Source organism: Ideonella sp., assembly GCF_041918995.1.
Classification (GTDB): Bacteria; Pseudomonadota; Gammaproteobacteria; order Burkholderiales; family Burkholderiaceae_C; genus Ideonella.
Map to the genome: position 1 here is coordinate 148,486 of NZ_JAYRUN010000003.1, position 13,504 is coordinate 161,989.

General features: G+C 71.7%; 10 protein-coding genes. 1 reads left to right on the plus strand and 9 read right to left on the minus strand.

Features of this window, described 5'->3' with window-relative positions; translation table 11 throughout:
* Positions 1-103 precede the first annotated feature (103 nt).
* From dnaG to argA, 5 genes are all read right to left on the minus strand, one after another.
* Entirely contained in the window at positions 104-2,047 is a 1,944-nt protein-coding gene (gene dnaG, locus ACE3UN_RS03780; protein ID WP_374673578.1) for a DNA primase, read from the minus strand.
* Between the two features lie 138 nt (positions 2,048-2,185).
* The gene (locus tag ACE3UN_RS03785; RefSeq protein WP_374673579.1) at positions 2,186-2,491 is read right to left on the minus strand and encodes an H-NS family nucleoid-associated regulatory protein; all 306 of its coding nucleotides are present in this window, start codon (positions 2,489-2,491) and stop codon (positions 2,186-2,188) included.
* A 92-nt stretch (positions 2,492-2,583) separates the two neighbouring features.
* Positions 2,584-3,627: an extracellular solute-binding protein gene (locus ACE3UN_RS03790; protein ID WP_374673688.1), complete on the minus strand. Its 1,044-nt coding sequence runs from the start codon at positions 3,625-3,627 to the stop codon at positions 2,584-2,586.
* Between the two features lie 138 nt (positions 3,628-3,765).
* Positions 3,766-4,041, minus strand: coding sequence for an oxidative damage protection protein (locus ACE3UN_RS03795; RefSeq protein ID WP_374673580.1), 276 nt, complete (start codon positions 4,039-4,041; stop codon positions 3,766-3,768).
* A gap of 46 nt (positions 4,042-4,087) precedes the next feature.
* Positions 4,088-5,428 (minus strand): amino-acid N-acetyltransferase, encoded by a 1,341-nt coding sequence (gene argA, locus ACE3UN_RS03800; RefSeq protein WP_374673581.1) that lies wholly within the window; start codon positions 5,426-5,428, stop codon positions 4,088-4,090.
* 26 nt (positions 5,429-5,454) lie between these two features.
* Between argA and hrpA the strand changes: the two genes are divergently transcribed.
* Positions 5,455-9,441: an ATP-dependent RNA helicase HrpA gene (gene hrpA, locus ACE3UN_RS03805; protein ID WP_374673582.1), complete on the plus strand. Its 3,987-nt coding sequence runs from the start codon at positions 5,455-5,457 to the stop codon at positions 9,439-9,441.
* Positions 9,442-9,477: 36 nt separating this feature from the next.
* Here hrpA and ACE3UN_RS03810 read toward each other — a convergent pair whose 3' ends face one another.
* The 4 genes from ACE3UN_RS03810 to ACE3UN_RS03825 form a co-directional block, all read right to left on the minus strand.
* On the minus strand, positions 9,478-10,428 hold the full coding sequence (locus ACE3UN_RS03810; RefSeq protein WP_374673583.1) for a hypothetical protein: 951 nt from the start codon (positions 10,426-10,428) through the stop codon (positions 9,478-9,480).
* Positions 10,425-11,402 carry a hypothetical protein gene (locus tag ACE3UN_RS03815; RefSeq protein ID WP_374673584.1) on the minus strand — a complete coding sequence of 326 codons (978 nt, stop codon included), beginning with the start codon at positions 11,400-11,402 and terminating at the stop codon, positions 10,425-10,427. The genes ACE3UN_RS03810 and ACE3UN_RS03815 overlap by 4 nt, the downstream gene beginning before the upstream one ends.
* A gap of 195 nt (positions 11,403-11,597) precedes the next feature.
* Positions 11,598-12,365, minus strand: a complete 768-nt coding sequence (locus tag ACE3UN_RS03820; protein WP_374673585.1) for a LytR/AlgR family response regulator transcription factor — start codon at positions 12,363-12,365, stop codon at positions 11,598-11,600.
* Positions 12,362-13,498: a histidine kinase gene (locus ACE3UN_RS03825; RefSeq protein WP_374673586.1), complete on the minus strand. Its 1,137-nt coding sequence runs from the start codon at positions 13,496-13,498 to the stop codon at positions 12,362-12,364. The genes ACE3UN_RS03820 and ACE3UN_RS03825 overlap by 4 nt, the downstream gene beginning before the upstream one ends.
* Between the last annotated feature and the right edge of the window lie 6 nt (positions 13,499-13,504).

The window sequence follows — 13,504 nt, forward strand, 5'->3', positions numbered from 1 at the left end:
TACCCCGTGTCGCGGGGGGCCGGTGTCGCGAGGAGCTGCTGTCACTCTTGCCGCAGAAAGCGTGGATTATACCGTCAATCCCCTGGTCGCGCAGGGGTGGTGCTCACTCCGGCGGCGCCGTGCCCAGGCGTTCCTTGGCCTCGCGCCAGCGCGGCTCCAGGGCGCGGTACTCCAGCAGCGCGTCGCGCCGGTGGGCCGATTCGGCCGCCAGCGCCTGCAGACGCAGGCCCAGCTCGCGCACCAGCAGCGTGTCCATGGCGCGGCGCAGGTCGGCCGGCGTGGCGCCGGGGTCGGCGTCGCCATCGGCGAGCGCGCGTGCCTCGTCGTCCAGCTGCGCGTCCTCGGCCAGTGCCTCGCGCACCACCGCCCAGGCGCGCGGCCCGTGCTCGGCCAGGTCGCGTTCGAGCCAGGCGATGAGTGCGCCGTGGGGCGCGGGCAGCTGGTGCAGCAGGTCATGTTCGTCGGCCGGCAGGTCGTGCCACCACGCCGGCTGGCCGAACAGCATCTGCACCACCCGGTCCTCGGGTCGCTTGGGCGGCAGCCGACGGCCGGCCGGGCGCGGCAGGCCGTCGTCGGTGTCGCCGCGGGCGCGCCAGCGCCCCTTGCCACGCCAGTCGCCGCGCCCGTCCGGGCGGCGCCCGTGGCCGCGGCCGTCGCCCGCCGGACCGTTGCCCTGGTCGGCCGGGTCGCTTGCGTCGGTGGGGGCACCGGCCGACCCCCGGTGCCCATGGCCGGCCAGCTGCCACAGCCGTGCCAGCTCCTCGGCCGGAAGCCCGCCGCGCAGCGCCAGCTCGCCCAGCAGCTGCACCCGCAGGGCGCCTTCGGGCAGCGCCTGCCACAGCGGCCGCGCCTGCGACAGCATGCGCGCGCGGCCCTCGGCCGTGGCCAGGTCGCAGTCGGCGGCGGCGTGTTCGAGCAGCTGCCGCGACAGCGGCACGGCATTGCGCACCTGGGCCTCGAAGGCGTCGGCACCGAAGGCGCGGATGTAGCTGTCCGGGTCGTGTTCGGCCGGCAGGAACAGGAAGCGGAAGCTGCGCGTGTCGCCGGCGTGGGGCAGGGCGGCTTCCAGCGCGCGGCCGGCGGCCCGCCGCCCGGCCGCGTCGCCGTCGAAGCTGAACACCACCTGCTCGGTGAAGCGCAGCAGCTTGTGCACGTGGTCCGCCGTGCAGGCGGTGCCCAGCGTGGCCACCGCATTGGGAAAGCCCAGCTGCGCCAGCGCCACCACGTCCATGTAGCCCTCGGTGACCAGCGCGTAGCCCTTGGCTCGCAGGCCCGTGCGCGCCTCGAACAGGCCGTAGAGCTCGCGCCCCTTGACGAACACCGGCGTCTCGGGTGAGTTCAGGTATTTCGGTTCGCCGTGGTCCAGCACGCGACCGCCGAAGGCGATGGTCTCGCCCTTGACGTTGCGGATGGGGAACATGATGCGGTCGCGGAAGCGGTCGTAGCGCTTCTGGTCGGCTTCGCTGCGCCCCTCGTCCGCCCCCTGCACGATGACGAGCCCCGCCTCGGCCAGGGCCGGCTCGTCATAGCGGGGGAAGACACCGGCCAGCGTGCGCCAGCCCTCGGGCGCATAGCCCAGGCCGAAGCGGGCGGCGATCTCGCCGGTGAGCCCGCGGCCCTTGAGGTAGGCGACGGCGCGCGGGCTCGCCTTGAGCTGGCGGCGGTAGTGCTCGGCGGCGCGCTCGAGCACGTCGATCAGGCCCAGCTGCTGCTCGCGCCTTTCGGCCGCCTGGGCGCGCTGCTGGGGGGTCGTGTCGTCCTCCGGCACGGCCATCCCCGCCTCCTGGGCGAGGTCCTTGACGGCCTCGATGAAGCTCAGCCCATGGTGCTCGGTCAGGAAGCGCAGGGCGTCACCGTGCGCGCCGCAGCCGAAGCAGTGGTAGGTCTGCCGTGAGGGGCTGACGATGAAGCTGGGCGTCTTCTCGCCGTGGAACGGGCACAGCCCCTTGTAGTTGATGCCCGCCTTCTTCAGCTCCACGTGGCGTCCCACCACGCCGACAACGTCGGTGCGGGCGAGCAGGTCCTGGATGAAGCCGGAGGGGATCACGGTGACGGGGCGGGTTCGGCCAAGGGCGGCGGGGCGCGGGCCGAGGCGCCCGCGCAAACGCATCGGGGCAGCCATGGCTGCCCCGATGCGGGAAAAGGATCTTCGCACACGCCCGGCGGTGGCCGGGCCGGCCGACGATCAGATCGTGAAGTCGTCGAGTGACTTGCCGGCGCCGAGCGCCGCCTGCAGCCACTTGGGCTTCAGGCCGCGGCCCGTCCAGGTCTGGCCCGTGGCGGGGTCGCGGTACTTGGCGGCCACCTTCTTGACGCCGTCCGGCTTGGGGGCGACCGGGCCGCGGCCGGCCAGGTCGGCCGCCGTGAGGCCGTATTCGGCCATCAGGGCCTTCACCTTGGCGATGGCGTCGGCGCGGGCGCTGCGCTGCGCTTCGGCAATCTTCTTCTCGAGCTCGGCTTTCTGGGCCAGCAGGTCCTGGATGGATTCCATGCGGATACTCCTCGGGTCACACGGATAAGGGCGTGTGCATGATACCCCGGGAAACTGCAGGATCCCGCGCAGGGCCGGCTGGCAAGGCGAAGTCATTTATAGCCGACCCGGTCCAGCATCTGCTGCACCTTCACCTGGTTCATGCCGATGACGGAAATCGGCACGGTTTCGGTCTTGAACTTGCCCAGTTGCTCGAGGGCCGGGTTCGCCGGGCGCACGGCCGCCACGGCAGGCCACTCGTTGTTTCCGTTCGCGAAATACCCCTGGGCGGCATCGCTGGCGAGGTATTCGAGGAAGCGGATGGCGGCATCGCGGTTCTTCGCATGGCGCGCCACGGCGCCGCCGGCGATATTCATGTGCGTGCCGGTGCTGGCCTGGTTGGGCATCACGGCGCCGATGCGCGCCACCACGGCCTTGTCTTCCGGCTTGTCGGAGCGCATGAGGCGGGCGAGGTAGTAGCTGTTGGTGATCGCGATGCCGCATTCACCGCTGGCCACCGCCTTGATCTGGTCGGTGTCGCCGCCCTTGGGCGGGCGCGCCATGTTGGCCACCAGGCCCTTGAGCCAATCCTCGGTCTTCTGCGGCCCGAGGTGCTCCATCATGGCGCCGAAAAGCGACAGGTTATAGGGGTGGGAGCCAGAGCGGGTGCAGAGTTTGCCGCGGTTCTTCGGGTCGGCCAGTTCCTCGTAGGTATCCACGTCGTCGCGGGCCACGCTGTCCTTGGCGTAAACCACCATGCGCGCACGGGTGGAAAACCCGAACCACTGCGAGCCGTCGCCGCCGTCCTTGCCCCGCAGCTGCGCGGGAATCCGGCTGTCGAGCGTCTTGCTGCGCACCGGCTGGAACAGGCCGTCGACTTCCGCGCGCCACAGGCGGGCCGCGTCGACCAGCAGAATCACGTCGGCCGGGCTGGCGCTGCCTTCGCTCTTCAGGCGGGCCAGGATGCCCGCGTCATCGGCGTCCACGCGGCGGATCTTGATGCCGGTGGCCTTGGTGAAATTGTCGTAGAGGGCCTCGTCGGTCTGGTAGTGCCGGGCGGAATACAGATTCAGCACGGACTCCTGGGCGTGGGCGGCGGGGGCCAGGACGGCGGCCAGGGCCACGAGGGCCGGCAGGGCACGGCGGATGGAACGCATGCGGGTCACTCCGTTTCGCAGGGGATCAACGCGGCGGATTGTATTCGGAGTGAGAATGCTTCCCAATTGCGAAAGCCCCCGCGCGGGGGGCCGCGGCGGGGGCTTGGGTGCGGGGCCCGCGCGGTGCGGGCGCGTGGCTCAGGCGCCGCTGGGCGGGACGTAGCCGGTGGGCTGGTCGACGCCGCCACCGAAGAAGAACTGCTCCATCTGCCGCGCCAGGTACTGGCGCGCCCGGGCATCCGCGAGGTTCAGGCGGTTTTCATTCACCAGCATGGTCTGGTGGCGTTTCCACAGCTCGAAGGCTTCCTTGCTGACGTTGTCGTAGATGCGCTTGCCGAGTTCGCCTGGGTAGGGCGCGAAGTCCAGCCCTTCGGCTTCCTTCTTCAGGTGGATGCATTGGACGGTGCGGGCCATGGGGTCTCCGTGGAATCTGAGGGAAATGGGGGAAGGGCGGATCGGATCAGCCCAGCTTCTTGACCAGCACCTGCGAGCGCCGGTCCCAGTTGTACTTGCGCTTGCGCGCCTCGGGCAGCCAGTCGGGGTCGACCTGGACGAAGCCGCGCTTGATGAACCAGTGCATGGTGCGGGTGGTGAGCACGAAGATGGACTCGAGCCCCTTCATGCGCGCACGCTGCTCCACGCGCTTGAGGATCTTGTCGCCGTCGCCCTGGCCCTGCACCTGCGGCGACACGGTGAGCGCGGCCATTTCGCCGGTGCGTGCCTCGGGGTAGGGGTAGAGCGCCGCGCAGCCGAAGATCACGCCGTCGTGCTCGATGACCGTGTAGTTGGCGATGTCGCGCTCGATCTCCGTGCGGCTGCGCTTGACCAGCGTGCCGTCGCGCTCGAAGGGCTCGATCAGCTGCAGGATGCCGCCCACGTCGTCGGAGGTGGCCTCGCGCAGGCTCTCCAGCTTCTCGTCGACCACCATGGTGCCGATGCCGTCGTGGGTGAACACCTCCATCAGCAGGGCCCCGTCGGCGGCGAACGGCAGGATGTGCGAGCGCTCGACGCCGCCGTGGCAGGCCCGCACGCAATGCTGCAGGTAGAAGCCCACATCGGTGGGCTGCATGGGCGCGGGCCGGCTGGCCAGCAGGCGTTCGGCCTCGGCCAGCGAGAGCTCGGTGTCGATGGGGGAGTCGGCGTCGTCGGGGTTCTCGTGGATGCCGGGCACCTCGGTGAGGAACAGCAGCTTGTCGGCCTGCAAGGCGACGGCGGTCTGCGTGGCCACGTCCTCCATGGACAGGTTGAACGCCTCACCGGTGGGTGAGAAGCCGAAGGGCGACAGCAGCACCAGGGCACCGATGTCCAGCATGCGCCGGATGGCCACGCCGTCGACCTTGCGCACGACGCCGCTGTGCTGGAAATCGATGCCGTCGACGATGCCCACGGGGCGGGCGGTGAGGAAGTTGCCCGACACCACGCGGACGGTGGAGTTGGCCATCGGCGTATTGGGCAGCCCCTGGGAGAACGCCGCCTCGATCTCGAAGCGCAGCTGGCCTGCGGCCTCCTGCGCACAATCGAGCGCCACGCCGTCGGTGATGCGCATGCCGTGCGAGAAGCGGGCGGTGTGGCCCTTGGCGGCGAGCTGCTCGTTCACCTGCGGGCGGAAGCCGTGCACCAGCACCAGCCGCACGCCCATGGCATGCAGGATCGCCAGGTCCTGGGCGAAGAAGTTGAGCTTGCCGGCGGCGACCAGCTCGCCGGTCATGCCGACGACGAAGGTCTTGCCCCGGTAGGCGTGGATGTGCGGTGCCACCGACCGGAACCAGGGCACGAAGGTGTGGGGAAAGACCAGGTCCATGTGGGCCTGATTGTGCCGCAGGGGGTATGGCCCGTCGCGCCGCGGATAATCCGCGCCCTGCCATGTCGACCCCTCGCCGAGAGCGCCCCGCGCCGGCCGACCGCACCGACGCCCGCCCGGCCACCCGGCCGCCGGTGGTGCCGAACCCGGTCCCGCCTATCACCTACCCCGAATCGCTGCCGGTGTCCGCCCGGCGCGAGGAGATCGCCCGCGCCATCCGCGAGCATCCGGTGGTCATCGTCAGCGGCGAGACCGGCTCGGGCAAGACCACGCAGCTGCCCAAGATCGCGCTCGAGCTGGGCCGGGGGCGCGGGGCCGGCGGCACGGGGCTGATCGGGCACACCCAGCCCCGGCGCATCGCCGCGAGCTCGGTGGCCAAGCGCATCGCCGAGGAACTGAACACCCCGCTGGGCGACGTGGTGGGCTACAAGGTGCGCTTCCAGGACCGGCTGCAGCCGGGCGCCTCGGTCAAGCTGATGACCGACGGCATCCTGCTGGCCGAGACGCAGACCGACCCGCTGCTCAAGGCCTACGACACCCTCATCATCGACGAGGCGCACGAGCGGTCGCTGAACATCGACTTCCTGCTCGGCTACCTCAAGGAGGTGCTGGCGCGCCGGCCGGACCTGAAGGTGATCGTCACCTCGGCCACCATCGACGCCGAGCGCTTTGCCCAGCACTTCGCCTCGGCGAAGGGGCCGGCGCCGGTGATCCACGTGAGCGGGCGCACGTTCCCCGTGGAGCAGCGTTGGCGGCCCTTTGAAGAGTCCCGGGAGTTCGACACGCATGACGCCATCGCGGACGCGGTGGACGAGCTCTGGCGCGAGGGCCGCGGCGACATCCTGGTGTTCCTGCCCGGCGAGCGCGAGATCCGCGAGGCGGCCGACCACCTGCGCAAGCACTTGGCGCACCAGCCCCTGCACCGCCATGCCGAGGTGCTGCCGCTGTTCGCGCGCCTGTCGCAGGCCGAGCAGGACCGGGTGTTCCAGACCGGCCAGGGCCAGCGCATCGTGCTGGCCACCAACGTGGCCGAGACCTCGCTCACGGTGCCGGGCATCCGCTACGTCGTCGACACCGGCCTGGCGCGCGTCAAGCGCTACAGCTACCGCAACAAGGTCGAGCAGCTGCAGATCGAGCCGGTCTCCCAGGCCGCGGCCAACCAGCGCGCCGGGCGCTGCGGGCGTGTGGCCAACGGCATCTGCATCCGCCTGTACGACGAGAAGGATTTCGCCGGCCGCCCGCGTTTCACCGACCCGGAGATCCTGCGCTCCTCGCTGGCGGGCGTGATCCTGCGGATGAAGGCGCTGCACCTGGGCACGGTGGAGGATTTCCCCTTCCTCGAGCCGCCGCCGCGCAAGGCCATCGCCGACGGCTACGCGCTGCTCGCCGAGCTGGGCGCGGTGGACGAGGCCAACGAGCTCACGCCCATCGGCCGCGAGCTCTCGCGACTGCCCCTGGACCCGCGGGTGGGCCGCATGATCCTGGCCGCGCGCGACCGCCAGGCGCTCAGCGAGGTGCTGGTGATCGCCAGCGCCCTGAGCGTGCAGGACGTGCGCGACCGCCCGCTCGAGCACCAGCAGGCGGCCGACCAGAAGCACAAGCTCTTCGACGACGAGAGGTCGGAGTTCATGGGCTACCTGAAGCTGTGGAAGTGGATCGAGGAGGGCCGTGGCGTGCATGGCCATGCCGGGCAGAAGACCCAGCAGACCGACAGCCACAAGCTCAGCCACCGCCAGCAGGAACAGCGCCTGCGCGACCAGTTCGTCAGCCCCCGGCGGGTGCGCGAATGGCGCGACATCCACACCCAGCTGCACACGGTGGTGGCCGAGCACGGCTGGCGCCTGAACGGCACGCCGGCCACCTACGAGCAGGTCCACCAGTCCATGCTGGCCGGCCTGCTGGGCAACATCGGCCTGAAGGCCGATGACGACGACTGGTACCTCGGTGCGCGCGGCATCAAGTTCTGGCGCCACCCCGGCGCCCACCTGTCCAAGAAGCCGGGCCGCTGGATCGTCGCCGCCGAGCTGGTGGACACCACGCGACTGTTCGGCCGCGGCATCGCGGCCATCGAGCCGCAGTGGCTGCCGCCCATCGCCGGCCACCTGCTCAAGACCCAGCTGCTGGAGCCGCACTGGGAGAAGAAGGCCGCCGAGGTCATCGCCCTGGAGCGTGCCACGCTGTACGGCATCGTCGTCTACAGCAACCGGCGCGTGAACTACGGCAACGTGGACCGGGCCGCCGCGCGCGAGATCTTCATCCGCGAGGCCCTGGTGGCCGGCGAGTGGGACACGAAGCTGCCCTTCCTGGCGCACAACCGGCGCATGGTGGCGCAGGTGCAGGAGCTCGAGCACAAGGCGCGGCGCCAGGACGTGCTGGTGGACGACGAGCTGATCTTCGCCTGGTACGACCAGCAGCTGCCGGCCGACGTCGTCAGTGGCGCCAGCTTCGAACGCTGGTACCGCGAGGCGGCGAAGTCGGATCCCAGGCTGCTCATGGTCAGCCGCGAGGAGCTGATGCGCCACGAGGCGGCCGGCATCACGACGAGCGCCTTCCCCAAGACCATCCGCCTGGGCGGCGTCGATTGCGCCGCCGCCTACCTGCACGAGCCGGGCGACGCCAAGGACGGCGTCACCGTGACGGTGCCGTTGTACGCGCTGAACCAGGTGAGCGAGGAACGCTGCGAGTGGCTGGTGCCCGGCATGCTCGAGGCCAAGGTGCTGGCGCTGGTGAAGAGCCTGCACCAGCGGCCGCGCTCGCGCCTGGTGCCGCTGCCGGAGTTCGTGGCGGAGTTCTGCGCCACCACGTCGTTCGCGCAAGGCGCGCTGCTCGACGCCCTGCTCAAGGCCGTGCGCGAGCGCACCCAGCTGGCCGTGCAACGCAACGATTTCAAGCTGGAGCAGCTCGCGCCCCACCTGTTCATGAACTTCCGGGTGGTGGACGAGCACGGTCGCCAGCTCGGCATGGGGCGGCAGCTGGCCACCCTGAAGGCCGAGTGGGGCGGCCAGGCGCGCTCCGCCTTCCAGGCGCTGGCCGCGCTCAAGGTGGTGGCGCCGGCCCCCGCGCCCGCACCGGCACCCGCGCGGGCGGCGGCCGGTTCCGGCGCTGCCTCGCGCGGCGTGCAGGCGGTGGTCAAGGCCCCGGTGCCGCCCCCGGCGGACACGGCGCCTGCCCGCCACACCGCCTGGACTTTCGGCGAGCTGCCGGAGCTGATGGAGATCCGCCAGAAGGGCCAGACGCTGATCGGCTTCCCGGCCCTGATCGACAAGGGCGCGCATGTGGAGATCGAGGTCTTCGACGAGCCCGAGCTGGCGGCCGCACAGCACCGCACCGGCCTGCGCCGCCTGGTGGCGCTGCAGATCAAGGAGCCGCTGAAGTACCTGGAGAAGAACATCCCCGACCTGCAGAAGATGGCGGTGCAGTACATGCCGCTGGGCACGCAGGAGGAACTGCGCGACCAGATCGTCGACGTCGCCCTGGACCGCGCCTTCCTGGCCGACCCGCTGCCGCAGGACGCGGCGGCGTTCCAGCGGCGCATCGAGGAGGGCCGCACCCGGCTCAACCTGATCGCGCAGGAAGTGGCCCGGCAGGCCGGCGTGGTGCTCGCCGAGTACGCCGCGGCCCTGCGCAAGCTCAAGGACAGCCGGCCGCCGAAGGAGGTGGCCGACGACATCCAGACGCAGCTGCAGCGCCTGGTGTCCAAGCGATTCGTGGCCCAGACGCCGTGGGCGGCGCTGCAGCACCTGCCGCGCTACCTGAAGGGCATCGTCATGCGGCTGGACAAATGGCGAGCCGATCCCGCCCGCGACCTGCAACGCCTGGCCGAGCTGAGGCCGCTGGAGCAGCGCTGGCAGCGCCGGGTGGCGGAGCTCAAGGGCCAGGCCGATGCCCGCACGCAGGAGTTCCGCTGGCTGCTGGAGGAACTGCGCATCAGCCTGTTCGCGCAGGAGCTGCGCACGCCGCAGCCGGTGTCCGTCAAGCGGCTCGAGAAGGTCTGGGCCCAGCTGAGCAGCTGATCGGCCGTCTCCCAGTGCCGGCGACCGCGGCCCGCGTCAGCGCCGCGCCGGGGCCCGCCAGGCATCCAGCCGGTCGGCCAGGCCCAGCCAGGCGGCGTCCTTGTCCACCGAGGCGCGGGCGTCGCAGCGCCGGCCCACGCCCTGTGCGGCATAGCGCTGGCACAGCAGCAGGCCGAAATCGGGGAAGTGGACGTCGACCTCGGCGGCCGGCACCAGCTCGCCCCGGAACGGCCGGTCGTACGACACCATGGCCGGTGGCGACTCGCTCGACACCGCCTGCAGCGACGACCCCGGCGCCGGGACGGCGGTGCACTCGGCCAGGAAGGCGGGGCGCTCGGCGGGAATCACCAGGGCATTGGCCGCCTCCTCGCACTCGAAGGTGGTCTGCGCCTCGAAGGCCCACACGCCGCGCACCCGCGTGCCGTGTCGGAAGCCGCCGCGCAGGGCCGTCAACAGGCCCAGCCCGGCGCCGCGCGAGCGGCCGGTGATGAAGCTGTTGCGCACATCCGCGCCGAGCGGCTCGGCCCAGCGTGCGGCGAAGCTGTCGATGGCGCGCCGGATGTCCTGCCCCGGTGCCGGCTGGCCGGCGGTGTAGTTGACGACCGGATGGCGGAACTCGTAGGAGACGACGATGTAGCCGCGGTCCACCAGCGGCTGCACCAGCTGGCTCCAGCGTGAACCGGGCCGGCCGTCCGCGTCGATGACATGGTCCACGCCGTTGGGGTGGCCGTAGAAGACGACGGGGTGCGGCCCCGAGGCGCCGGGCGTGGGCAGGAAGATGTCCATCACCTGCCGCGCCATCTGCCCTGTCGTGGGCTCCAGCCAGGTCACCGTGCCGTAGGGCACGTCACGGTGGCAGTGGCAGGCGGGGTCATAGCCCGGGGGGCTGCTGGCCGCCCGGGCCGGCGACACCGACCAGGCCGCCGAGGTGGCCAGGGCCAGGGCCGCTGCCCAACGCAGCGCATCGGCCGCCGAACGTGGCCTCATCGCGCCACCCGGTAGGCGTTGAAGTAGTCGACCACGCCCTTCCACTCGTCGAGCGCCGGCACCGCCTCGGCGGGCACGCACTGGGCGGCGGCCTCGGTGGCGCTGTAGCGCTCGCACAGCGCCAGGCCGAAGTCCGGGTGGTGCACGTCCACTTCCGAGGCCGGCACCAGCTGGTGGCGGAACGGGCGGTCGTAGCCCACGTACACCGGCGGCGCGGCGGCCGTCACGGACTGCAGCGCGGACCCCGCGCCCGGCACGGCCGTGCACTCGGCCAGGAAGGCGTCGCGGTCGGACTCGATCACGAAGGTGCGGGCGCTTTCCTGGCAGTCGAACGTGGTCTGTGCCTGGAAGGTGCGCACGGCGCGCACGGTGGTGCCGCCGCTGAACTTGCCGGTCAGGGCCGTCAGCAGGCCCAGGCCACCGCCACGCGAGCGGCCCGTGATGAAGGTGTTGGTCGGGTCCGCCTTGAGCGCCGCGCCGTGGTTGGCGACGAAGTAGTTGATCGCCTTCTGGATGTCCAGGCGAGGCGCCTTCATGCCGGACACGTAGTTCACGACCGGGTGGCGGAACTCGTAGGACACCACGATGTAGCCCGCGTCGGTGAGCGGCTTGACGAAGCGGCTGTACATGGAATCGACGGCCTTGTCGAAGGCGATCGTGTGCGTGGCCGCGTTGGCATGGCCGTAGTACACGACCGGACGCAGGCCCGGATGCAGGGCGGCATCGGGCATCCAGATGTCCATCTCCTGCCGGGCGAACTTGCGGGTGGTGGGCTCGAACCAGCTCACGGAGCCGTACGGCACGTTGCGGTAGCAGCGGCAGGTGGCGTTGTAGCCGGGGGGCGTACCGGCGGCCTCGATGGCCTCGGTGGACAGCGTGCCGGCCGCGGCGTTGGCCGCCATCGGTGCCAGCAGGGGGAACGCCAGGGCGAGCGTGGCCGTCGCCGCACGCAGCAGCGAATGAAGGGTGTGCATGGTGGTCCTCGTGGCCAGCGACGGGCCCGGCGGGCCCGACACGCGCTGGCGCGGTCGTCCGTCGCGTGGCCGTCGGTCCGGTGCGCATCCGGGCGCGGTCAGTCGCGAGATGGGCGACTGATCGTCCGGGCGCGGGGCCGTGTGAGGAGCCGAACGGGGGAGAAGGCCGGCCTTCTCCCGCCGTCTTTCAGACCATTACATCTGCTTGAACAGGTGTGCGTAGCTCTCCGCGACGAGCAGGGTGTCGCTGCGGTCCTTGAGCTTGAGCTGCAGGCGGCCGCGGAAGTCGCGGGTGGCGCCCGCGATGGCCGTGGCATTGACCAGGGTGGAGCGGTGGATCTGCCAGAACTGCTGGGGATCGAGTTCCTCGACCAGCTCCTTCAACGGCTTGCGGATGAGCGCTTCGCCGTCGCGCGTGGCCACGCGGGTGTACTTGTTGTCGGCCGCGAAGTACACCACCTCGTCCACCGTGATGAGCTTGAGGGTCTGCCCCACGGAGGCGTTGATCCAGCGCAGGTGCGGGCGGCTGGGCGCGCCCGCGGGCAGGGCGGCCAGGCGGTCCAGCACGGCCCCGATGTCCGAGGGCGTGTCGCCCAGGCGCTCCTTCAGGCGGCCGATGGCGGTGAACAGCCGGGCCGGCTGCAGCGGCTTGAGCAGGTAGTCGACGGCGCCATGGTCGAAGGCCGCCACGGCATGCTCGTCGTAGGCCGTGACGAACACCACGCGCGAGCGGCCGCTGGCCTGGCGCGCCACCTCCAGGCCGGTGGCGCCGGGCATCTGGATGTCGAGGAAGAGCACGTCAGGGCGCAGTTCGTCCAGCAGCCGCAGGGCCTGGATGCCGTCGGACGCCTCGCCCACGATGGTGAGCTCGGGCCACAGCCGGCCGATGTGCTCGATGAGCTCGCCGCGCAGGGCGGCCTCGTCCTCGGCCACCAGGGCGGTGGGGTGGGCGCTGTGCTTCATGCAGGGATCTCCAGCGTGAAATCGGTGCGGCCGTCGCCGCTGGTGCAGGCCAGGCGGGCGCCGTCGCCCGCCAGCACGCGCAGGCGTTCGCGCTCGGCTGCCAGCTCGTCGCCGTCGCCGCACAGCCCGTCGGCATGGACGGCCAGGCGCACCACCAGCCGGGTGGGGGTGCGGTGCGCCGCCAGGGCCACGGCCGGCGGCGGGCCGGACACGGCGCGCAGCGCGCGCTGCAGCAGCGGCAGCAGCAGCATGGCGGGCAGGCGTGCGGCACGCAGGGCCGGCGGCAGGTCGTCGACGAAGGCCACCGGCTGGCGCGCCAGGCCCTCGCGCAGCGCCAGGTAGCTGCCCAGCAGGGCCGCCTCGGCGTCCAGCGTGGTGGCGTTGTGCTCGCGCAGCCGGGGCAGGGCCACCCGCAGGTGGTGGATCAGCCGCTCCAGCTGCGCGGCGGCGGCGTCCGACGTGCCGCGGGCGTACTGGTGCTGCACATCCACCAGCACCTCGAACAGGAAGGTGGGCTCGACCTGGGCCTGCATGGCCGCCAGGCGGGCGGCCATGGCCTGGCGGCCGAGGGCGGCCTGCTCGTCCAGCACCGCCTGCAACTGGGCATCGGCACGCCAGCGCCGGCGCAGCATCTCCACAAGGGCCACGAGCAGCGCACCGGGCAGCAGCGTGGCCAGGAAATCGCCGGCGAAGCGCTGCCAGGTGGGCAGTGGCGGGTCGCACTTGGGCGCGCAGAAGGCCTCCGCGCCCGGCCAATGCAGCGAGTCGGACACCGCCCACAGCGTGGGCACGGTGAGCAGGCTGCCCAGCACGGCGGCCAGGGCCAGGCGCCAGGGCCGCCAGGGGCTGGCGGGGTCGCTGCGGTCGGCCGGCAGCCACACGAGCAGCAGCACGGCGGTGCACACCACCGGCGTGAGCAGCAGGCGCCAGAACAGCGGCCACGGCTGGTCGAAGGACCGCGCGTCGGCCAGGGCGGTGAGGTCCACCATGCCGAACAGCAGCCCGAGCACGAGGAAGCCGCCGGCCTCCGCCGGACGCACCGACCGCCAGGCCCGCCCCACGTGCCAGAGCAGGCCGGTCAGCCGCCGGGCCAGGGGCGTGCGCGTGGGCAGCACCGGAATCGTCGCCGTCATGCCGGT